Consider the following 20,742-nt stretch of genomic DNA (forward strand, 5'->3'; position numbering starts at 1 on the left):
GCCGATTTGAGAAGTTTTGCACAGGCTGACATTGTCAATAGATAAAATCGAAAAAAATTCAATTTTTTTTCTTTAAAATCCCTAGAAAAAACATAACACATTGATTTTATTGAATAAGTTATTTTATATCCAATTGTAAAGGAGAGCGGAAAACCCCATGTATCATCAAGGTTTTCGAATGTTTAAAAAAAGTAATCCACAAAGTTATCCACAGGCTGTGTGGATAGAAAAAGCCTTATTTTTTCACTGATTTTATGAACAGTAATGAGGGGCGGTGGCGAAGATCTTTAAACTCGTCGTACCATTCCGGTTGACCGGCAAGCATAGGTTCTTCCACTTGCTCAATAGTGAAATTGCCTTGAATAAGGGTATTTAAAATCGTGGCGGTAGTGCGGTGGTAAGTTTTAAAGGATTGCTGAAACCAATTACGATCACGCTCACCTTCATCACGGTAATAATTTAAGCGATATGCGACTTGTTGTTTATTGATTTTTTCCCAACGCTCACCTTCTTTAAAACAGGTCACAATCGGGTGTTCTTGCGAGAAAATCAGTTGTCCTTGTGGTTTCAATTTTGCAGAAATCTGCGTTAATAAGGCGGATAAATCTTTTATGTAATGAAAAGCAAAAGAGCTGGTGACTAGATCAAAATCGCTTTCTGCTATGCTGGATAGGGCTTCCATCGGCAAGCAATAAAAGCGGTAAGCGGTCGGATCAACCCCGTTTTTTGCAAAATCTTTTTCAGCTTGTTCAAGCATAGATTGAGATAAATCTAAGCCTACAACCTGTTTCGCACCCAGTGCCATATAATGCAACAAATGCCCACCAGCCCCACAACCTAAATCCAGCACTTTTTTTCCGTTCAGATCAGGTAAAAGCGAAAACATCGTGGGCTTTTCCACCACTTCATTTAGGCTTATCGGGTTTTCACGCAGTTTAAGATAGCGTTCAAAGAAAATCGGGTTGTCGTAAATACTAGCCGTCATTTGCAAAAAATCTCTCAAATCCTACCGCTTGTAAATATCTTCACCATCACGGCGGGTTTTTAAAATACGCAAGATCCAGACATATTGCTCCGGATTCTTCGGCACAAAGTACTCAATCACTTCATTCATTTGTCGAGCGGATTGCAGTTCATCACCAGCAAATTCAAGAGGGGGTAAAATTTCAATTTGATATACGCCTTTTTCCGCATTGTAAATCGGGAACATTGGGATCACGACCGCATTTGCCACACGAGCCATTTTCGCCAACCCCGGCAATGTCGCTTTTTCGGTCGCAAAAAACGGTACATACACGCTTAACTCTTCACCAAAATCTTCATCGGGTAAAAAATAACCTAAATTACCTTTACGCACATCATTTAAAAACGGTTTAATCCCATTTTGACGGGTGTGCATTTTACCGCCGAAGCGTTCGCGGGTACGATTCCAAAGCCAATCGACAAGGGGATTATGATGCGGGTGATACATTGATACCATCGGCATTCCATAGGTATGCATAATAATCCCCGACGCATCAATCGACCACGTGTGGGGCACAAGTAAAATCACGTTTTTACCGTTCGCTCTCGCTTCTCGTACAATATCCAAACCTGAAAATTCACTGCGCTTTTGAATATGATCGACGGGACGTAAGGCAATTTCACCAATGCCTAACATCGTTTGAGCTACGGTAATAAACATTTTTTCAATCACATCTGACCGCTTTTCTTCCGACCAATCAGGAAAACAGTAGCGTAAATTAGTATCCGCTCGATGATATTGCTTTTTCCCTTTCAGTTTTTTAGTGACAATTTTTCCGACCCAAGTCGCCAACTTATCACGCCAACGAAATGGCACATAAGCCAAAATCACTAATCCCAAAATACCCAGCCAAATTCCCCAATATTTCGGGTGTAAAAAGGCTTTTTGGAACTGATGTTGATAACCTACTCGATATGTTTCTCGCTCTGACATTCTTTTGCCCTATTTCTTACGGTCGATAATATTTTTCACTGCCAAAATCAAACCCAAGCCAATAAACGCCCCCGGCGGTAAAATAGCTAATAGCAAGCCTGAATCTAAATGAAGCAGATCCATTCTTAACGATTTTGCCCAACTGCCTAGCAATAAATCCAAGCCGTCAAACAGTGTGCCGTTACCGATAATTTCTCGTATCGCCCCAAGCACCACAAGGCTTAACGTCATCCCCAGCCCCATTGCAAAACCGTCAAAAGCCGAATGGGCGACACTGTTTTTTGACGCAAAGGCTTCCGCCCGACCAATCACGATACAGTTTGTCACAATCAACGGGACGAAAATCCCCAACGATTGATATACCGGAAACGCAAAGGCATTCATTAACAACTGAATGGTTGTCACCGCCGTAGCAATAATCATTACATAAATCGGGATACGAATATCGTGCGGAATCACCTTGCGGAATATCGACACGATGGTATTCGTTATCGTCAATACCAATAACGTTGCCAAGCCTAAACCTAACGCATTGGTAACATTATTGGATACCGCCAACAAGGGACACAGACCAAGTAACTGAACTAATGTTGAGTTATTTGTCCATAGCCCTTGCATAAAAAGGGTTTTCCAAATCGAAGGCGCTTCCGCTCTTGATTCAGTATCGATTTGGATAATCGGAATTTGCTGTTCTGTTGCCATAATTATTACTCAAATCGTTTTTCTTTAAAGTAAAATATATTGTCCCGCTCATCAATCTCACGCAGCACCCGACAAGGGTTGCCGACGGCGATGCAATTATCGGGAATGTCTTTTGTTACCACACTTCCCGCACCGATCACGACATTGTTACCAATGGTTACATTCGGCATCACAACGGAATTCCCCCCGATCCAAACATTATTTCCAATGGTAATCGGCATTGCAAATTCAATGCCACTATTGCGTTTTTCCGCATCAATCGGGTGAGTTGCCGTGAATAATGAAACATTAGGGGCAAACATCACATTATCACCAATGGTAATCTTGGCACAATCCAACATCGTACAGTTATAATTCGCATAGAAATGCTTTCCTAACGAAATGTTATAACCATAATCACAACGGAAAGGCATCTCAATATGAAAATCGTCCTGCTCACGACGAAATAACTGTTTTAACAGTAATATCCGTTCTGCAAGCCTACTTGGTTTAAGTTGAGCTAACTCAAAACATAAATCCTGTGCAGTTATTCTATCTTGTTTCAATTTTGGGTCAGCAGGATCATAAAGTTGTCCGCTAATCATTTTTTGATATTCACTTTGCATTATCGACAACTCTCAAATTGTTCAAGCATCTCTGGCTTTTGCTTTAACTGAGTAATCACCCATTTTGCACTTTGGCGAACATTATTCACCACTGCTCTAGGCGTAATGGTCGCACCTGTAAACTGATCGAAGGTACCGCCGTCTTTTTTTACCGCCCATTCACCTTCATTCTCTAAGCTAAATTTGCGGTTGGTAAAGCTGTAAATCCAATCATCAATTCGGGTTTCAATTTTATCCCCCAGCCCAGGGGTTTCTTTATGGGCAAGGGTTCGCACGCCTAATACCGTTCCGTCAGGTTGAATACCCATCAACAGCACGATATTGCCCGAATAGCCGTCCGGGGCGGTGGCTTGAATAGCGTAAGCGGTCAGATCCGAGCCTTTTTTTGCCATATAGATTTTATTTAAAAACGGGGCTTCAGGAAGTTTAACCACTTTGCAGGTTGCCAATAAATCATTATCAAAATGCACTTGTGGCACAACTTCTATCAATAATTGTCGTTGCTGTTCTGCCGTAACCGCATCAATTCGACTTTTAGTCAGCAGATAAACGCCCGTTGAAACCGCCGTACAGAGTAACGCTATTGCCCCTAAAATCAGGGCGTAACGTGTGGTAATCACTGATGTTTTCATTGTTTCCGTCCTAATTTTGTACCGTATAAACGGGGTTGAGTATAGTGGTCGATTAACGGCACACAGATGTTTGCCAACAAGACCGCAAACGCCACGCCGTCAGGATAATTGCCATAATAACGGATTAAATAAACCAACAAACCGACCAACGCCCCGAAAATCAGTTTACCTTTTGGCGTAATCGAAGCGGTGACAGGATCAGTCGCAATAAAAAACGCACCGAACATCATCGCCCCACTAAATAACTGTGCTTGAGCCGTCCAACGAGCCGTTTCCGACACAAAATCTGTCGCAAAGCTCAATACAGCAAAAGTCCCTAACATTGCCATAGGAATTTGCCAATGAATAATTCGCTTATAAATCAATAACAAACCGCCAAGCAAAAAGGCTAAATTCACTTGCCCCCAACCGCCGATCAGCACATCAGCAAAGAGTTTCTCTAACTGAATACCTAAGGTCACATTATCTTTAATGCTATTCATCGCCTGTTTTGAGCCGTCTAACACCGTGGCAGACGACACACCATCGACACTTTGAATAAGTTGATGAACACTAAAACCGTCCGTGGTGACATTCGCAAAAATCAGCGAAAAACTATCCGCTAACGTTGGCGGTTCGTTCAACAACGCCAACGGTGGCAACCACGCCGTCATCTGCACAGGGAATGAAACCAACAACAACGCATAGCCAATCATCGCAGGGTTAAATAAATTCTGCCCCAAACCGCCATAAACGTGCTTTGCCAGCAACAACGCCACAATCACGCCAATCACAATCACCCAATAAGGTGCATAAGGCGGAATTGCCATTGCTAAAATCAATGCGGTTAAAATCCCCGACAAATCCGCCAAATAGAAAGCGGTCGCTTTACCACGCAATTTTGCAACGGCAATTTCAATCACCACCGCCAAGCCAATCGCCAAGATCGCCTGAATTAACACCCCATAACCAAAGAAATACCACTGTACTACCAACGCAGGCAACATCGCCCCAATCACCCACAGCATAAAATTTGCCGTCAGGTTGTTGGAGTGCGTATGGGGGGAACTGATCATTTTAAACATCAAATGTTTCCTTTATATCGTCTAAATTTGCTAAATCTTCGGCAAATGCATATTAAATTTAATCGTGAGCATTCGGATTGCAATTACCGTCGTTACCGTTGCCACATCAATCCAATTACTTTCAAACCCGGCATCACGGAACAAAATAAAAATAATACCGCCAACAAGACTTGCGGTTACATACACTTCTTTTTGTAAAATAATCGGCACTTCGTTGCGTAAAATATCCCGAATAAGCCCACCAAAACAGCCTGTCACACCACCTAAGGCGACACAAATTAACGGGTGCAAACCAAAATCCAGCCCTTTTTGCACACCAATTACGGTAAATACGCCCAAGCCAATCGCATCAAAAATCAACAAGCCTTTTTTCCAATAATCACGGTCGATCTGATTTCTCAAAATCGCCACAATCACCACCGCCACCGAAATCATCAACACATAAATCGGCTGTTTCATCCAAAACACAGGGGTACTGCCGATCATCACATCTCGCAAAGTTCCACCGCCCACGCCCGTTACAAAAGCTAACACAAACATACCGAAAATATCCATTTTGTGCTGGCGTGCCGCAATCGCCCCTGAAATCGCAAAAACAATCGTACCAATCAAGTCTTGAATAAACAAAAACGACCACGGAAATGGGGGGAATAATTCGTTCATTTATGTTCCTTTTATGATTATAGGTTTTGTTGTTGAGCCTCTTTTTTCGCTTTTGCCCTTGCAATTGCCGCTGCAACTGCTGCCTTGCGTGGATCTTCTACAACTTCAACTTTTGCAAAATTTTCGTCAGAAGTGACCGTTTGTTGTGCTTCTTTTTTGGCTTTTGCTCTCGCTAGCGCTGCCGCGACTGCCGCTTTGCGTGGATCTTCTGCGACTTCAGCTTTTGCAGAATTTTCTTCTGAAGTCACCGCTTGTTGAGCTTCTTTCTTCGCTTTTGCTCTGGCTAAGGCTGCTGCAACAGCCGCTTTTCTTGGGTCTTCTGCAACTTCAGATTTTGCAATATTTTCATCGGAAACCGCCGCTTGTTGAGCTTCTTTCTTCGCTTTTGCTCTGGCTAAGGCTGCTGCAACAGCCGCTTTTCTAGGATCTTCCGCAACTTCAGCTTTTGCAACATTTTCATCGGAAACCGTCGCTTGTTGAGCGTCTTTCTTCGCTTTCGCTCTGGCTAAGGCTGCTGCAACAGCCGCTTTTCTAGGATCTTCCGCAACTTCAGCTTTTGCAACATTTTCATCGGAAACCGCCGCTTGCTGTGCGTCTTCTGCCTGTTTTGCTAACCGTCTTGCCTTACGTTGTGCCATCAATTCGCGGTTATCCGGTTCACCGTTGGCTTTGGTTTGAACAGGGGTAGTCGCTTCTGCTTTTTTCGCTTTTAAGCGTTCAAGTGCCGCTTTAACCGGGTCTTCACCTTGACTATTTGCCACTTCTTCACGACGTTTTTCTGCGGCTTGTTGAATACGTGCCGTGCGAGCTTCTTTCTCTTTATTTAAACGTGCTTCACGCGCTTCAAAACGGATCTTCGCTTCTTCCGCCTGTTTTGCTTTTTGATCGACTTCTTTGATCTTGGCTTTTTCTTGGCGGAAATATTGGATTAGCGGAATATAACTCGGACAAACATAGGCACACACACCGCACTCTATACAAGCATCTAAATGGTATTCCTTTGATTTATCATGATCTTCCGCACGGGCAAACCAATAAAGTTGTTGCGGTAACAAACCCACAGGGCAAACATCAGAACAGCTTGAACAGCGAATACAGTTTCGCTCTGGTTCTGGCGGTGCATATTCAAAGTGATCAGGGGCGATAATACAGTTTGCCGTTTTGGTTATCGGCGATTGTAGTGACGGCAGAATAAAGCCCATCATCGGTCCGCCCAAAAAGACAGGGAAACGTTCGTCCGCTTGATAATCCACCTGTTCAAGCAAATGCAAAATCGGCGTACCGAGCCTTGCCCACACGTTGCCTTTGTTGCGAATTTTATCGCCCGTCAGCGTCACCACTCGCTCAATTAACGGCTCATCATCCATTACCGCACGTTTTACGGCAAAGGCTGTGCCGACATTGTGCATCACAATGCCCATCTCGATAGTCCGTTTGCCTTGCGGAATTTCCAGCCCTGTCAGTACTTGCACCAACTGATCGCTTGCCCCCGACGGATATTTAGTTGGGATAACACGCAGGCTAATGTCATTCGCTCCTTTTAATGCTTTTTCAATGGCTTTAATTGCTTTCGATTTATTATCTTCAATGGCGATCACCACTTCTTCAGGGCGAAGCACATAGCGTAAAATCCGCACACCTTCGATCATCTCATCGGCGTAATCTTGCATTAAACGATCATCACAAGTGATATAAGGCTCGCACTCTGCACCGTTAATAATCAATAACTTACAGCGTTTATCGGCAAAATGTAATTTATGTGATGTCGGGAATACCGCACCGCCTAAACCTGCGATCCCGGCTTGGTAAACTTTCTGAATAATCTGATCGCTTGTTAGGCTTAAAAAATCATCAATCGGCTGACGCTCGATCCACTTATCTTCGCCGTCCGTTTCAATCACAATGGTTAATTCAGGTAAGCCCGATGGGTGTGACGAAACGTGGGGCTGAATAGCGACCACTTTTCCCGAAGTCGGGCTGTGAACAGGCAGTTGGCGATAGTTATCCCCTTTCGTCAGGGCTTGCCCTTTCAGCACCAAATCCCCTTGCTGAACAATCACTTCCCCAGCTGTTCCCGAATGTTGCAATACAGGAACATAGAAAAATTTTGGCAGATGTAACGAACGGATCGGCTTTTGGTTCGACTGCTTTTTCATTTCAGGCGGGTGGATACCACCGGGGAAATCCCATAATTTCCCTTCACGAATACGGCTTAATACATCAGCTTGCATTACTTCCCCCAACCACAATTTTCTTTTCAACTTCAGTGGTATTCACAATCGGGATCACCAAATTCGCATCAAATTTCCAGTTCCAGTTTTGTGTCGTTTGTTTCACTTTTATCATTTCAATACAATCAGTCGGGCAAGGGGCAACACAGAGTTCGCACCCTGTACAAAAATCGGCAATCACCGTGTGCATCGCTTTGTTTGTCCCGATAATCGCATCAACAGGGCAAGCGGCGATACATTTGGTACAACCGATACACAGTTCTTCGTGAATATACGCCACCTTCGCCACAGGCTCTTCGCCTGATGTTTCAGGCACATCAACCCCAAGTAACTCAGCGATTTTCACCACCGTCGCTTGCCCACCCGGGATACATTTCGTAATGTCGTCGCCGTTCGCCACCGCTTCCGCATAGGGCTTACAACCAGGGTAGCCACATTGCCCGCATTGGCTTTGTGGTAACAAGGCATCGATCTGTTCAACAATTGGATCGGCTTCAACTTTCAACTTAACCGACGAATAGCCCAACATCGCCCCAAAAACCAAGGCAATCGCTGCAATCGCAAGTAAAATATAGAGAATAATGGAATGATCGAACATTAGATTTTTACCAAACCTGTAAAGCCCATAAAGGCTAACGACATCAACCCTGCGGTAATTAACGCAATGGACGCACCTTGAAAGGCTCTAGGCACATCTGCCGCTACTAACCGTTCACGCAAAGCTGAAAAAAGCACTAAAACTAATGAAAACCCTGCCGCCGCACCGAAGCCGTAAAGCACAGACTGCACAAGATTATTAGATAAATTCACATTCAACAACGCCACCCCTAATACCGCACAGTTGGTAGTAATCAGTGGCAAATAGATACCCAGTAAACGATAAAGAGTCGGGCTGGTTTTATGTACGATCATTTCGGTTAATTGCACAATCACCGCAATCACCAAAATAAAGACCAAGGTGCGTAAAAACTGAGCTTCAAGGGGAACAAGCAGATAGCTTTCCACTAAATAAGCGGCAAGGGAAGCGACCGTCAAAACAAAGGTCGTCGCCATACCCATACCGATAGCCGTTTCAACCTTTTTCGACACGCCCATAAACGGACAAAGCCCCAAGAATTTCACAAGCACAAAGTTATTGATTAACGCCGTACTGATAATTAACAGAATATGCTCAACCATTTAACCCACGAATTTATCATCAGAAAATCTAAAAAATGTCGTGTATTATCGGCTTTTTTGCTGTAATGAACAACCGAATTTCGTTAACATAGGTTACAAGCGGTCTGATTTTCCTAAAAATTTGCAAACAGCTATCGAAGGAGGAACAATGCAATCCAAACAATTTTTTATCTACGGCTTAGTGCAAGGTGTCGGCTTTCGTTTTTTCACTTGGCAAACAGCCAATAAAATCGGCGTGGTCGGTTCGGTACGAAATTGCAGTGACGGCAGTGTCGAAGTGATCGCCCAAGGTTCGGAAGAACAAATCGCAAGATTGCGTGAATGGTTACAACATGGTCCCCGCTCGGCAAGGGTGGAACGAGTGATTGAAATGGATTATAAAGGTGATAAAGTTTTTGAAGATTTTGATGTATACCACTATTAACCATGAAATAAGCTTAGTAGACAAAATATCTTTTGTCCACTAAACCACCTATTTGGATATTTAAAAAGGTTAGTATTTTTCCCCACTAACCTTTTTACATTCATCACAAGAAATTATTTTTGACCGAATTTTTGTTGTAATTCAGCTTGTAATTTCTGTAAATCCGCACCGGATTGCATTAACTGTTGGGTTTTGTCTTGAATCACTTTTTGTACGTCTGTCGCACTCGGGTTTGCCATCGCTTTTACAGATTCTGCGATTAATTCGTTAGACAATGTTAATGTTTCTTTGGTCTTTGCTTTAAATGCATTGACATCTGCATTTTTGATTTCTAACGCATCTAAGCTTTTCAAGACTTCATCTACTTTAGTCGTGAAGGTTTTTAATGCTTCTTCAATTTGCGCTTTATCTTGGCTTGCTAATTTTTGCTGTAACTCAGCTTGGAAACCGGCCAAAGCTTTCTCTTGAGAAAGATTCCAATCAACAATTTTTTTGAAATCTTCAGCACCTTGTTGATCTGCCTCTACCGGAGCCGCTTCTGTTTTTGCCGCTTCCGCAGCAGGTGCTTGTTGAGCTGCAGGCGCTGATTCCGCTTTTGGTGCTTCTGCCGGTTTATTTGCAGGTTTATCACAAGCTGTTAAGAAAATGGCGAATAGTGCTGTCGCACTGATTTTGGTAAATTTGTTCATTGAACATTCCTCGAATAGTTAAGAGTAAAGAAATAACAAACCTCACATACGTAAGGCACGACATATTGTACTGCTAATAGACTTGATGAAGGAAAATTTGTTCATTTAAACTCAGCACAATCGGTTTACATGAACAAAAAACAACCAATCATACCCCAATTGCCTGAGCGATTAACATTTTTTTTACGAAATTATTTTGATTTGTCACGCTTAAACCGACGCCACGTACTAGTTTCTTCAGTGGGTGATCACCGGAAAAAAGCTGCTTCAGCCCTTCCATGGCGGTCAAAATTTTCACCGCTTCAACTTTACGGACTCGTTCGAATTGGCGTAAATGGCGGTAATGCCCGATATCGAGGCCTGAAGCCAAGTTACGTTTAAGCTCTTCCGCTAACGTAAATGCATCGGCAAAACCTAAATTAACACCCAGGCCGGCCAGCGGGTGAATCGTATGTGCCGCATCGCCGATTAACGCAATACGATCTTGCACAAAATTACGCGCATAACGGGCTACAAGCGGGTAGATCGCACGAGAACTTTGCAATTCACACAACCCAAGTCGGTTGTCGAAAGCGATAGTTAATTGCCAATTGAAGGTTTCGGCATCACAATCAAGCAACTTTTCGGCTTTTTCAGGCGGTAATGACCATACGATAGAACAATGCTGTTCATCATGAAGCGGCAGAAACGCCAATATGCTGTCAGGGGCAAAAATCTGGCGCGCCGTTTTAACGTGTGGTTCCGCCGTTTTGACATTACAAACCAACGCCGTATGTTGGTAATCACGGCTAATTAACGGAATGTGCGTTTGACGTCTCACCCAAGAATTCGCGCCGTCTGCGCCGACAACCAATCGGGTTGAAAGCATTTCGCCGTTTTCCAATGTTAAAAAGGCTCCATTATCGCTGATGCCTAATGTTTTCGGTGAACTTAAAATGATCTCAACATTGTTTTGTCGACTGATTTTTTCCCACAGTGCCGCTTGAATTTGTTCGTTTTCCACGATGAAACCCAGATGTGACAAACCAAGCTGCTTAATCGTTGAGTCATTGTTGTCAAAATGAATGTTGGCAAAACTGTCTTTTTCCCACACATACATTTGATCATAAGGCGAAAGACGCTCACTCGGGATGGCTTGCCAAGCGCCGATTCGGGTCAATAGATTTTGGCTGGTGAAGTTAATGGCGCTGACACGATTGGAAAGACGGTCGGGGTCAATTTGTGGAGACGATTTTTCAATGAGTTTTATCCGACAATCGCTTTCTGCAAGTAATCCTGCCAACGTCAATCCGACCATACCTCCGCCGATAATCACAATGTCTGCTGTTTTCATATTAAATACTTCTATGATGATATTCTAAGCTACGATGTCTGATCTGAACATCTTTTCCTCGGCTGGCGAAATACTGCCCTAACTGTTCGGCAATAAAGACAGAGCGGTGCTTCCCTCCGGTGCATCCGATAGCAATGGTCAAATAGCTTCGATTGTTTTTTTCTAACGCCGGTAACCACATTTCCAAATAATTACGGGTATGGTAAATAAAATTATGTACTTCGGTTTGACGCTCTAAAAACTCAATCACCGGTTGTTCCAACCCTGTCATTGGTCGAAGTTCAGGATTCCAATGCGGATTCGGCAAGAATCGTACGTCAAAGACATAATCGGCATCCGCCGGTACACCGTATTTAAAACCGAAGGATTCCACAATAATTTTTAGTGCCTTATCCGATGAACCGTGCAATAACCCCCGTAAACTTTCGGCTAATTCATGGGAAGAAATATGCGTCGTATCAATGATATAGTTGGCTTGTTGGATCAGCGGTTCAAGTAAGCTGCTTTCGTGATCAATCGCACTCTCTAACGATAAATTCAGATTTGATAACGGATGTAAACGACGGGAATCGCTATAGCGACGAATTAAGGCGTTACGTTCACAATCCAAGAAAATCAATTTGGTAGTAATGTCTTTCGGTAACTGGGCTAAGATAGTTTCCAATGCGTTCGGATCATCCGGCAAATTGCGGATATCCAAGCTGACCACGGCTGAGCGATCGGAAGTCGCCAAAAACTCGGCAAGTTGGGGAATCAGGGGTAACGGAATATTGTCCACACAATAATACCCGACATCTTCTAAAGCACGTAAGGCAACCGATTTACCTGAGCCTGATCGCCCACTGATAATAATTAACTCCATACCTATTCCTCCTTAGTAGATTTCGCTTCCTCAATAAGTTGTTGGTGCTCCGCATACTCCAACACCTGCCATATTTCTGCTGAAGACTTGGCGGCACGAAGATGCTTTAACACATTTTTATCGCTTAATTGTTGTGCAATTGACGGTAAACAATCCTTATAACGTTCACAACTATTTTCCGGAAATAATACGGCATAAATAAGATCCACGTCTTTGTTGTCGTTTGCGTCAAAATCAATCGGAGTTTCCAATTGCAAAAAGACGGCTATCGGCTCGTCCAATGCCACCCCGAGCGTTATAGGTAGCTTCGTATGAGGTAATGCTACACCGTTGTTGATTGCCGTCGTTCCTAATTTTTCCCGTTTGAACAGCTCTGAAAAACATTCTATCGGACACACTTGGTTACTTTTATCCTGTGGAAAATGTTGATTGATATAGTCCGCGACTACTTTGCCAATCAATTCCAGCGCACGTTTTTTACTGGACAGTAAAACACCCTGATAGACATTTTCGGGAGATAAAAATGCTGTAAGTTTCATCATTCTTCTGTCTACAAGCGGTCTGTTTTGCAAAAAATGTTGCAAATCGCACCGCTTGTTAAAAGTTAAAGTTTAAATTGATCACCTAAGTAAACGCGTTTAACGTCCGGATTATTTAACACCTCTTCCGGCGTTCCGCTGGCGATCATTTGCCCGCTACCGACGATGTAAGCCCGTTCGCAGACATCTAATGTTTCGCGAACGTTATGATCGGTAATTAACACCCCTAATCCCCTTTCTTTCAGATTTACGATAATTTTTTTGATATCGATAACCGAAATGGGATCAACCCCGGCAAAGGGTTCGTCAAGTAAAATAAACTGCGGATTGGCAGCCAATGCTCGGGCAATTTCCACCCGACGACGCTCACCGCCCGACAGAGATTGTCCAAGACTATGGCGAATATGTTCAATATGGAATTCTTCAATCAATTCATCGGCTCGCGCTTTACGTTGTAAGTCGTCCAAATCTTTTCGGATCTGCAACACCGCCATCAAATTATCGTAAACGCTTAATCGGCGGAAAATGGATGCTTCCTGTGGTAAATAACCGATACCTTGTTTTGCCCGATCATGCATAGGCAACACACTGATATCCGAATCATCAATACGAATTTTACCTTGATCATGACGAACCAACCCGACAACCATGTAAAACGTCGTGGTTTTACCCGCGCCGTTCGGTCCGAGCAAGCCGACAATTTCGCCCGCCTTCACATTCAAACTGACATCTTTAACGACTTGGCGGTTTTTATAACTTTTCGCTAAGTGTTCTGCATAAAGCGTTGGCATTTTCGACCTACTTTTTATTCTGTAATTGAGTTGGAATGAGAACGGTATTGACACGCGCTTTGCCGCCACCGGACGCTTTTAATTGTTGCTTTTTAACATCGTAAGTGATTTTTTCAGCTTTAATCGCACTATCCATCTGCTTCAGTTCCGCATTACCGATAAGTGTTAAAAATTCGGTTCCTAAATCATAATGGACACTGTTTGCTTTTCCGTTGACCGGCTTGCCGTCATCTAACGTTTGTTGGAACGTTACCGGAGCACCTGACGCATCGATCGTTTCTTTTTTGCCCTCTCGGCGTGTGATAGTCACTTTGGATGCATGGACTTTGATTGAGCCTTGCGTAATCACGACATTATCACTGAATGTAACAATGTTATTCTCCATATCGAGGGACTGGCTGCCGGAATCAATATTAATCGGCTGATCCGTATCACCTTTTAAAGCATGCGCAGAAAAACTGACACTGAACAATGTCGTGAGAAAAATTGATTTCATTATAAATTTCATTCTCTATCCTTACTCGGTTGAATCACTGACTTTTTTATCAGCCGGTCTAATTACTGTAGGTTCAATATATGTTTTGACATCTTTCGTCAGGGTGGCGACTTGTTTTTTTAAGTTTCCCGTTAATCCGGTACCGGTAGTCGTAAATCCCATACCGTTAGATTTGACGATACTTTGGGAGAATATATCCTGCGTATTTAAATCGACGGACAGTGAATCGGTTTCGATTTTTTGCAAACGGGAAGTCGGATCCAAACTTTCAATCTTCACGTGCCCTTTTAAATTAAGCATTTTATCCTTGGTGACTTCCGCATAATCCGCCGTGACTTTCCATTGTTTAAATGCCGTCTCTTTATCAAACAAATTCAGTAACGGTTTAAAAAATTCCGTACGCTCCGTCTCTTCGTAACGTTTAATCTCTTTCGCTTCGGCAAAATATTGCGGTTTTCCGGTAAGATCATAGACCGTGGTAGTCATCTGTTGACCAACATATTCGGGTTCACCTTCTTTTTTAATAAGGGACAATCCGATAGTATCCGATGTTTGTTGACTGTAATACCAGCCCCCCAACACTGCAACGATCAAGATTAAAATAATATTTAAACGTATGTTCATAGCGTCTCTTATACACAGATATAGTGTTGAATCATATCATAAATTTCAATGGCAATATAGAACGAAAATTCTCGGAAAAGTTTTACCGCAACATAAAAAAAGCCCCGATGATTCGAGGCTTTTTAACATTATTTTGCGGCTTTTAACTCTTGATAATATTTTTCATAAAGCTCTATCGCATCACCGACATCGACTTGCCAATCGCTTCTCTCAATCACATCTTGTCGAATAAAGACTGCAGGATCGTCAACCAATTCTTTCGGAAGCAATTTTAATGCATTTATATTAGAAGTCGGATAACCGATGGCTTCCGTCAATTTTACGGCAACAGGAGCTGACAACATATAATTAATCAGTTTATATGCGCCTTCGGGATTCTTTGCCGTGACCGGAATGGCTAAGTTATCAATCCAAAGCGGTGTACCTTCTTTCGGATATACCATGTTAATCTTTGCCCCTTCATTTTTCGCAATACGCACCGAGCCGTTCCATAACATGCCGATATCCACTTCTCCCGAAATAAACGAACTCGCCGGATTATCCGAAGTAAATGCCAAGACATTCGGACGCAATTTTAGTAATTCTTCGTAAGCTGCTCTAATGATTTTCGGATCTTGCGTATTCGGATCTTGTCCCATTTTCAATAAAGCAATATTAAACGTTTCACGCGGATCATCCAATAACTGCAATTTATTTTTAAATTCCGGCTTCCACAAATCGCCCCAAGATTGGAACTTCGCCGGGTCTTGTGTTTCGGTGTTGTAGGCGATTCCCGTTGCGCCGAATAACTGCGGGATAGAGTATTTATTCCCTTTATCAAACGGACGATCCAACATTTTCGGATCCAATTCACTCAATACCGGTAACTTACTGTGATCCAACTCCATCAACATCCCTTCTCGCGCCATTTTAGAGACAAAATAGCTTGTTGGAGCAATCACATCGTAGCCGCCGTTTTTGCCCATCGTTTTCAGTTTGGCATACATGGTTTCATTGGATTCAAGGCTCGATACAATCACCTTAATACCGGTTTGTTTTGTAAAATCATCCAATAATCCTTCCGGCACATATTCAGACCAGGTATACAGATAAACCGTATTGTTGTCTGCCATAGCGACATGAGAGGAAAACATCATCATTCCGGATAAAACGACAGCCCATTTTTTCATTTTCGAGTCTCCAAATAAGGGAGTTGGCGCATTGGTTATACACTTTTGTTATAACCACTTACCACATTGTGGCGTTTCGGATTCTAGGTTAATTAAAGGGAAATGCAAGAAAATTTACTGTGAGCTCACAATAAAAAAACCCTAAGAACGCGCTTAGGGTTTTCAATCAATAAAAAATTATTTTGCCGCTTTTAACTCTTGATAATATTTTTCATAGAGTTCGATTGCATCACCGACATCATCCTGCCAATGGCTTTTTTGCAACACTTCGGACGTAGGGTAAATTGCCGGATCTTCGGTAATTTCTTTTGGTAATTTTTCCAACGCTTTGACGTTTGATGTCGGATAACCGATTTCTAACGTTAATTTTTCAGCTACCGGTGCACTTAATAAGTAGTTGATTAACTTGTGAGCACCATCCGGGTTTTTCGCATTAGACGGAATCGCTAAGTTATCCACCCACAGCACAGGCCCCTCTTTCGGGAATACCATATCAACCGGTGCTTGTTCTTTTTTCGCAATACGAATCGAACCGTTCCATAATTGACCCAATTCAACTTCACCTGCAATAAATGAGTTAGCCGGGTTGTCTGAACTAAATGCCAACACGTTCGGGCGTAACTTTAATAGCTCTTCATAAGCCGCTTTGATGACAGCCGGATCTTTGGTATTCGGATCTTGACCTAATTTTAATAATGCAATGTTAAACACTTCACGCGCATCGTCTAATAATTGAACTTTACCTTTGTACTCCGGCTTCCATAAATCACCCCAAGAACTGAAATCGCTACCTTGGAATGAACCGGTATTATAAGCAATACCCGGAGCGCCTAATAATTGCGGTAAAGAGTATTTATTACCTTTATCGTAAGGCTTGTCTAACCAATCTTTGTTAAGATCCGCAATGACAGGTAATTTACTGTGATCAAGCTCCATTAACATACCTTCACGCGCCATTTTTGACACGAAATAGTTTGTCGGGGCAATAACATCATAACCACCGTCTTTACCCTGAATTTTTAATTTTGCATACATGGTTTCATTTGATTCAAGGGTTGAAACGACGACTTTAATACCGGTTTCTTTCGTAAACTCTTCTAATAAACCTTCTGGCACATACTCCGTCCAAGTGTAAAGGTGTACGGTTTCATTTGCCAACGCACTGTTTGCACTTAACATCACCATACCAGAAGTGAATGCGACAGCCCATTTTTTCATTAATGTGTTCTCCTAAATGAGTAAAAAAAGAAGATTTGGATCACTCCAACAAATACCTGCCTTTCGCATGAAAGACGGGGGGCATTCTAAGCCCCCCCCCCTACATTTTGCAACAAATTTATTGCAAATTCGTTCATTTTTTAAGCTGACAGCCTAAATTCTACATCACAACGACATCAAATTGATCTTGGTGATAGTAAGGTTCAATTTTGATTTCCACTTTCTTACCGATAAACACTTCCAATTCCGCTAAAAGCGCATGGGATTCTTCATGAATTAAATATTCCGCCACATTGCGGGATGCATACACCACATAACGTTCCGAACGATATAAATGATGAACTCGAACAACCTCACGCATAATCTCATAACAGACCGTTTCAACTGACTTGATCGTCCCCCTGCCTTTACAAGAGGCACAATCACAGCACAATACCCGCTCAAGGCTTTCACGGGTACGTTTACGGGTCATTTCAACCAAGCCCAATTGGGTAAAGCCGTTCACATTGGTTTTTACTCGATCGCCTTTTAATGCCAACTCTAAAGATTCCAATACACGTTCACGATGCTCTTCTTCCAACATATCAATAAAATCGATGATGATAATACCGCCGAGATTGCGTAATTGCAGCTGATGAGCAATCGCTTGCGTTGCCTCAATGTTGGTATTAAAAATCGTATGCGCCAGATTTCGATGACCGACAAACGCCCCCGTATTGATGTCAATGGTTGTCATCGCTTCCGTCTGCTCAATAATCAAATAACCGCCCGATTTTAAATCCACCCGTTTATCCAACGCTTTTTGGATACCGTCTTCCACCCGATACACGTCAAACAGTGGCTGAGAACCGCTATATAAACTGACACTCTCCGCCAATTCGGGCATAAATTCACTCAAAAACTCCTTCACCTGCTCGTAAGTCATTTTCGAATCAATCTGAATGGACTTAATGTGAGTACCGACGAAATCACGCAACACGCGTTGCGCTAACGCCAACTCACCGTACAACATAGATTTTGCGGGATATTTTCCTTTACGTTCTAACACTTTCCGCCATAAACGTTTTAAAAACATCGCATCTTGTTCAAGGCTTTCTTCACTGACCTCTTCCGCCGCTGTCCGAACGATAAAGCCGCCAAGCTCGTCACAGTAAGGTTCCACCAACGCTTTCAGGCGGTTACGTTCTTCCTCACTTTCAATCCGTTGAGACACGCCGACATGGCTGTTTTCCGGCATAAAGACCAAATAACGTGAAGGCAGCGTGATATCTGTCGTTAAACGCGCTCCTTTGGTACCCAGAGGATCTTTCACAACCTGCACAACAATATCCTGCCCTTCGCGTACCAACTCACTGATATTTTTTACCACGAATTGTTTTTTCTCGTTCTCATCGACACATTCGGTGTGAGACACAATATCGGATGCATGTAAAAACGCCGCTTTTTCCAACCCGATATCCACAAAAGCCGATTGCATCCCCGGCAAGACACGGGTCACGCGTCCTTTATAAATATTGCCGACAATCCCACGTTTGGCCTCACGCTCAATGTGGACTTCTTTTAAAATCCCGTTTTCGACTAACGCCACACGGGTTTCACTGGGTGTGACGTTGACTAATAATTCTGCACAATTCATTTGAATCTTTATATTTAATTGAAAAATTGACGAATTTTACCTAAACAAGCGGTCAGTTTGTTAACTTTTTTTGCAAAAAGTGATCTCTCCTTTGATTTACGGCAAGAATTTGATAGTCTGCACGCCATTTTGTGCAAAGAGAAAAAACCATGACTGAAAAAACCTTTATTACGGGTAAAGATGCAGCCCTTGAAGAGAGTATCGAAAAATTCCAGACGAAATTAAAAGACTTAGGCTTTAATATTGAAGAAGCCTCGTGGCTCAACCCTGTGCCGAATGTATGGTCGGTGCATATTCGTGATGCAGACTGCCCACAATGTTTCTCAAACGGTAAAGGGGCAAGTAAAAAAGCAGCGTTAGCGTCTGCGTTAGGGGAGTATTTTGAACGTTTATCGACCAATTATTTCTGGGCGGATTTCTATTTAGGCAAAGAGATTGCCGAAGGCAAATTTGTTCACTATCCAAGTGAAAAATGGTTTGAAATTGAAGATGAAGAAACTTTACCGGAAGGCATTTTAGATCCGTTCTTGCGTGATTATTTCGACCCTCACGGCGATTTAACCCCTGATTTATTGATCGATTTACAATCGGGCAATGCAGATCGTGGTATCGTGGCGTTGCCTTATACCCGTCAATCCGACGGTCAAACGGTCTATATTCCGCAAAGTATTATCGGTAACTTATTCGTATCGAACGGTATGTCTGCGGGTAACACCAAAAACGAAGCCCGTGTGCAAGGCTTATCGGAAGTGTTTGAGCGTTTTGTAAAAAAACCGCATTATTACAGAAGCGATCAGTCTGCCTGAAATTCCACAAAGTGTGATTGACGGCTACCCGACAATCAAAGCCTCTATCGAAAAATTAGAACAAGAAGGCTTCCCGATCCTCTGCTACGATGCGTCATTAGGCGGTGAGTTCCCTGTGATTTGTGTGATTTTACTCAATCCGAACAACGGCACCTGCTTTGCCTCTTTCGGTGCACACCCGAACTTCCAAGTGGCGTTTGAGCGTACTGTCACCGAATTATTACAAGGTCGTAGCTTAAAAGATTTAGATGTTTTCGCACCGCCTTCGTTTAATAATGAAGATGTAGCGGATCACGCTAACCTTGAAACTCACTTCATTGACTCAAGCGGTCTGATTTCGTGGGATCTTTTCAAATCCGAAGCGGATTATGATTTCGTTCACTGGGATTTTTCAGGCACAACCGAACAAGAATTTGCCAACTTAATGGCAATCTTCAATAAGCATAAACAAGAAGTTTATATTATGGATTACGAGCATTTAGGCGTTTACGCTTGCCGTATTCTTGCCCCAGGTATGTCAAACATCTATCCGTCAGACGACCTAATTTATGCAAACAACAATATGGGAATGGAATGGCGTGAGATTTTGCTCGACTTGCCATATTTCCACCACGATCAAGACACCTACCAAGAGTTACTGGACGAGTTGGACGAACAAAGCATTGACGATATGACCCGTGTGCGTGAGTTTATTGGCGTGGTGGCAGAGAAAGGCTCAGCCTTACAAACCTTGCGTATTGGCGAGTTAAAATCAATGTTACACCTTGCTTTAGGTAACCTTGAAGAAGCGTTAGATTGGGCAAACTGGACAGCCAATATGAATGCCTCCGTCTTCTCAGCAGAACGCAATAACTACTACCGCTGTTTGATTCAGTCGATTGAGTTGTTCTTAGATGAAGGACGTGAACCGGAACAATACCGTATGCTATTTAACAAAATGTACGGCAAAGAAGCGGTGGACTTTGCGTGGTCTGCGGTACAAGGCGGTAACCCGTTCCACGGCTTAAACGGTTCAGATGAAAGCCTTGAAAATATGCAGGCTCATCAAAAACTGTTGGCGGCTTACCGTAAATTGCAACAGGTGAAATAAGTTACGCGACCTCGGGCGCACGAGCGCCCGAA

21 protein-coding genes and 1 pseudogene are annotated in these 20,742 nt (G+C 42.9%); 2 read left to right on the forward strand and 20 right to left on the reverse strand.

Going from position 1 to position 20,742, the window contains the following annotated elements; genetic code table 11:
* Positions 1 to 235: 235 nt before the first annotated feature.
* The 10 genes from ACEYKX_RS08625 to rsxA are packed head-to-tail and all read right to left on the reverse strand — an operon-like array spanning position 236 to position 9,033.
* Entirely contained in the window at positions 236 to 985 is a 750-nt protein-coding gene (locus ACEYKX_RS08625) for a class I SAM-dependent methyltransferase (protein WP_373768195.1), read from the reverse strand.
* A gap of 21 nt (positions 986 to 1,006) precedes the next feature.
* On the reverse strand, positions 1,007 to 1,957 hold the full coding sequence (lpxM, locus tag ACEYKX_RS08630) for a lauroyl-Kdo(2)-lipid IV(A) myristoyltransferase (RefSeq protein WP_373768196.1): 951 nt from the start codon (positions 1,955 to 1,957) through the stop codon (positions 1,007 to 1,009).
* A 9-nt stretch (positions 1,958 to 1,966) separates the two neighbouring features.
* A complete protein-coding gene (locus ACEYKX_RS08635) occupies positions 1,967 to 2,659 on the reverse strand; it encodes an electron transport complex subunit E (RefSeq protein ID WP_373768197.1) in 693 nt (230 codons plus the stop codon).
* A gap of 5 nt (positions 2,660 to 2,664) precedes the next feature.
* Entirely contained in the window at positions 2,665 to 3,264 is a 600-nt protein-coding gene (locus tag ACEYKX_RS08640; protein ID WP_373768198.1) for a sugar O-acetyltransferase, read from the reverse strand.
* A complete protein-coding gene (gene rsxG, locus ACEYKX_RS08645) occupies positions 3,264 to 3,896 on the reverse strand; it encodes an electron transport complex subunit RsxG (RefSeq protein WP_373768199.1) in 633 nt (210 codons plus the stop codon). The genes ACEYKX_RS08640 and rsxG overlap by 1 nt, the downstream gene beginning before the upstream one ends.
* Positions 3,893 to 4,960, reverse strand: a complete 1,068-nt coding sequence (rsxD, locus tag ACEYKX_RS08650) for an electron transport complex subunit RsxD (protein ID WP_373768200.1) — start codon at positions 4,958 to 4,960, stop codon at positions 3,893 to 3,895. The genes rsxG and rsxD overlap by 4 nt, the downstream gene beginning before the upstream one ends.
* A gap of 30 nt (positions 4,961 to 4,990) precedes the next feature.
* On the reverse strand, positions 4,991 to 5,623 hold the full coding sequence (locus tag ACEYKX_RS08655; protein ID WP_373768201.1) for a trimeric intracellular cation channel family protein: 633 nt from the start codon (positions 5,621 to 5,623) through the stop codon (positions 4,991 to 4,993).
* A gap of 17 nt (positions 5,624 to 5,640) precedes the next feature.
* The gene (rsxC, locus tag ACEYKX_RS08660) at positions 5,641 to 7,854 is read right to left on the reverse strand and encodes an electron transport complex subunit RsxC (protein WP_373768202.1); all 2,214 of its coding nucleotides are present in this window, start codon (positions 7,852 to 7,854) and stop codon (positions 5,641 to 5,643) included.
* A complete protein-coding gene (rsxB, locus tag ACEYKX_RS08665; RefSeq protein ID WP_373768203.1) occupies positions 7,844 to 8,452 on the reverse strand; it encodes an electron transport complex subunit RsxB in 609 nt (202 codons plus the stop codon). The genes rsxC and rsxB overlap by 11 nt, the downstream gene beginning before the upstream one ends.
* On the reverse strand, positions 8,452 to 9,033 hold the full coding sequence (gene rsxA / locus ACEYKX_RS08670) for an electron transport complex subunit RsxA (RefSeq protein WP_373768204.1): 582 nt from the start codon (positions 9,031 to 9,033) through the stop codon (positions 8,452 to 8,454). Before rsxA ends, rsxB begins: the two co-directional genes overlap by 1 nt.
* Before the next feature lie 148 nt (positions 9,034 to 9,181).
* On the opposite strand from rsxA, the gene ACEYKX_RS08675 reads away from it, so the two are divergent.
* Positions 9,182 to 9,457: an acylphosphatase gene (locus tag ACEYKX_RS08675; protein ID WP_373768205.1), complete on the forward strand. Its 276-nt coding sequence runs from the start codon at positions 9,182 to 9,184 to the stop codon at positions 9,455 to 9,457.
* Between the two features lie 113 nt (positions 9,458 to 9,570).
* Here ACEYKX_RS08675 and ACEYKX_RS08680 read toward each other — a convergent pair whose 3' ends face one another.
* From ACEYKX_RS08680 to rng, 10 genes are all read right to left on the reverse strand, one after another.
* The gene (locus ACEYKX_RS08680) at positions 9,571 to 10,146 is read right to left on the reverse strand and encodes a lipoprotein HlpB (protein WP_373768206.1); all 576 of its coding nucleotides are present in this window, start codon (positions 10,144 to 10,146) and stop codon (positions 9,571 to 9,573) included.
* 148 nt (positions 10,147 to 10,294) lie between these two features.
* The gene (locus tag ACEYKX_RS08685; RefSeq protein ID WP_373768207.1) at positions 10,295 to 11,479 is read right to left on the reverse strand and encodes an FAD-dependent monooxygenase; all 1,185 of its coding nucleotides are present in this window, start codon (positions 11,477 to 11,479) and stop codon (positions 10,295 to 10,297) included.
* Between the two features lies 1 nt (position 11,480).
* Complete coding sequence (rapZ, locus tag ACEYKX_RS08690; protein ID WP_373768208.1) at positions 11,481 to 12,341, reverse strand: RNase adapter RapZ; 861 nt, start codon at positions 12,339 to 12,341, stop codon at positions 11,481 to 11,483.
* Positions 12,342 to 12,343: 2 nt separating this feature from the next.
* Positions 12,344 to 12,883 carry a PTS sugar transporter subunit IIA gene (locus ACEYKX_RS08695; protein WP_373768209.1) on the reverse strand — a complete coding sequence of 180 codons (540 nt, stop codon included), beginning with the start codon at positions 12,881 to 12,883 and terminating at the stop codon, positions 12,344 to 12,346.
* Positions 12,884 to 12,945: 62 nt separating this feature from the next.
* Positions 12,946 to 13,671, reverse strand: coding sequence for an LPS export ABC transporter ATP-binding protein (gene lptB / locus ACEYKX_RS08700; protein WP_373768210.1), 726 nt, complete (start codon positions 13,669 to 13,671; stop codon positions 12,946 to 12,948).
* A gap of 7 nt (positions 13,672 to 13,678) precedes the next feature.
* Positions 13,679 to 14,179 carry a lipopolysaccharide transport periplasmic protein LptA gene (gene lptA, locus ACEYKX_RS08705; RefSeq protein WP_373768211.1) on the reverse strand — a complete coding sequence of 167 codons (501 nt, stop codon included), beginning with the start codon at positions 14,177 to 14,179 and terminating at the stop codon, positions 13,679 to 13,681.
* Between the two features lie 9 nt (positions 14,180 to 14,188).
* Positions 14,189 to 14,791, reverse strand: coding sequence for an LPS export ABC transporter periplasmic protein LptC (lptC, locus tag ACEYKX_RS08710; protein ID WP_373768212.1), 603 nt, complete (start codon positions 14,789 to 14,791; stop codon positions 14,189 to 14,191).
* Between the two features lie 128 nt (positions 14,792 to 14,919).
* Positions 14,920 to 15,930, reverse strand: coding sequence for an extracellular solute-binding protein (locus tag ACEYKX_RS08715; protein WP_373768238.1), 1,011 nt, complete (start codon positions 15,928 to 15,930; stop codon positions 14,920 to 14,922).
* A gap of 207 nt (positions 15,931 to 16,137) precedes the next feature.
* Positions 16,138 to 17,178 carry an extracellular solute-binding protein gene (locus ACEYKX_RS08720; RefSeq protein WP_373768213.1) on the reverse strand — a complete coding sequence of 347 codons (1,041 nt, stop codon included), beginning with the start codon at positions 17,176 to 17,178 and terminating at the stop codon, positions 16,138 to 16,140.
* A 160-nt stretch (positions 17,179 to 17,338) separates the two neighbouring features.
* Positions 17,339 to 18,814 (reverse strand): ribonuclease G, encoded by a 1,476-nt coding sequence (gene rng, locus ACEYKX_RS08725; RefSeq protein ID WP_373768214.1) that lies wholly within the window; start codon positions 18,812 to 18,814, stop codon positions 17,339 to 17,341.
* A gap of 149 nt (positions 18,815 to 18,963) precedes the next feature.
* Here rng and ycaO point away from each other — a divergent pair.
* A pseudogene (ycaO, locus tag ACEYKX_RS08730) lies at positions 18,964 to 20,710 on the forward strand (30S ribosomal protein S12 methylthiotransferase accessory factor YcaO).
* The last annotated feature ends 32 nt before the right edge of the window (positions 20,711 to 20,742 follow it).

This window comes from Glaesserella sp., assembly GCF_041817755.1.
GTDB lineage: Bacteria > Pseudomonadota > Gammaproteobacteria > Enterobacterales > Pasteurellaceae > Glaesserella.

What these genes read in the sequence shown, in the direction of transcription:
- ACEYKX_RS08680 (WP_373768206.1), bottom strand. Translation starts at nt 10,146, where the DNA reads ATGAACAAATTTACCAAAATCAGTGCGACAGCACTATTCGCCATTTTC.
- lpxM (WP_373768196.1), bottom strand. Translation starts at nt 1,957, where the DNA reads ATGTCAGAGCGAGAAACATATCGAGTAGGTTATCAACATCAGTTCCAA.
- ACEYKX_RS08715 (WP_373768238.1), bottom strand. Translation starts at nt 15,930, where the DNA reads ATGATGATGTTTTCCTCTCATGTCGCTATGGCAGACAACAATACGGTT.
- rapZ (WP_373768208.1), bottom strand. Translation starts at nt 12,341, where the DNA reads ATGGAGTTAATTATTATCAGTGGGCGATCAGGCTCAGGTAAATCGGTT.
- lptC (WP_373768212.1), bottom strand. Translation starts at nt 14,791, where the DNA reads ATGAACATACGTTTAAATATTATTTTAATCTTGATCGTTGCAGTGTTG.
- ACEYKX_RS08625 (WP_373768195.1), bottom strand. Translation starts at nt 985, where the DNA reads ATGACGGCTAGTATTTACGACAACCCGATTTTCTTTGAACGCTATCTT.
- rsxG (WP_373768199.1), bottom strand. Translation starts at nt 3,896, where the DNA reads ATGAAAACATCAGTGATTACCACACGTTACGCCCTGATTTTAGGGGCA.
- lptA (WP_373768211.1), bottom strand. Translation starts at nt 14,179, where the DNA reads ATGAAATTTATAATGAAATCAATTTTTCTCACGACATTGTTCAGTGTC.
- ACEYKX_RS08685 (WP_373768207.1), bottom strand. Translation starts at nt 11,479, where the DNA reads ATGAAAACAGCAGACATTGTGATTATCGGCGGAGGTATGGTCGGATTG.
- ACEYKX_RS08655 (WP_373768201.1), bottom strand. Translation starts at nt 5,623, where the DNA reads ATGAACGAATTATTCCCCCCATTTCCGTGGTCGTTTTTGTTTATTCAA.
- rng (WP_373768214.1), bottom strand. Translation starts at nt 18,814, where the DNA reads ATGAATTGTGCAGAATTATTAGTCAACGTCACACCCAGTGAAACCCGT.
- ACEYKX_RS08640 (WP_373768198.1), bottom strand. Translation starts at nt 3,264, where the DNA reads ATGCAAAGTGAATATCAAAAAATGATTAGCGGACAACTTTATGATCCT.
- ACEYKX_RS08675 (WP_373768205.1), top strand. Translation starts at nt 9,182, where the DNA reads ATGCAATCCAAACAATTTTTTATCTACGGCTTAGTGCAAGGTGTCGGC.
- lptB (WP_373768210.1), bottom strand. Translation starts at nt 13,671, where the DNA reads ATGCCAACGCTTTATGCAGAACACTTAGCGAAAAGTTATAAAAACCGC.
- ACEYKX_RS08720 (WP_373768213.1), bottom strand. Translation starts at nt 17,178, where the DNA reads ATGAAAAAATGGGCTGTCGCATTCACTTCTGGTATGGTGATGTTAAGT.
- ACEYKX_RS08635 (WP_373768197.1), bottom strand. Translation starts at nt 2,659, where the DNA reads ATGGCAACAGAACAGCAAATTCCGATTATCCAAATCGATACTGAATCA.
- ACEYKX_RS08695 (WP_373768209.1), bottom strand. Translation starts at nt 12,883, where the DNA reads ATGATGAAACTTACAGCATTTTTATCTCCCGAAAATGTCTATCAGGGT.
- rsxB (WP_373768203.1), bottom strand. Translation starts at nt 8,452, where the DNA reads ATGTTCGATCATTCCATTATTCTCTATATTTTACTTGCGATTGCAGCG.
- rsxD (WP_373768200.1), bottom strand. Translation starts at nt 4,960, where the DNA reads ATGTTTAAAATGATCAGTTCCCCCCATACGCACTCCAACAACCTGACG.
- rsxA (WP_373768204.1), bottom strand. Translation starts at nt 9,033, where the DNA reads ATGGTTGAGCATATTCTGTTAATTATCAGTACGGCGTTAATCAATAAC.
- rsxC (WP_373768202.1), bottom strand. Translation starts at nt 7,854, where the DNA reads ATGCAAGCTGATGTATTAAGCCGTATTCGTGAAGGGAAATTATGGGAT.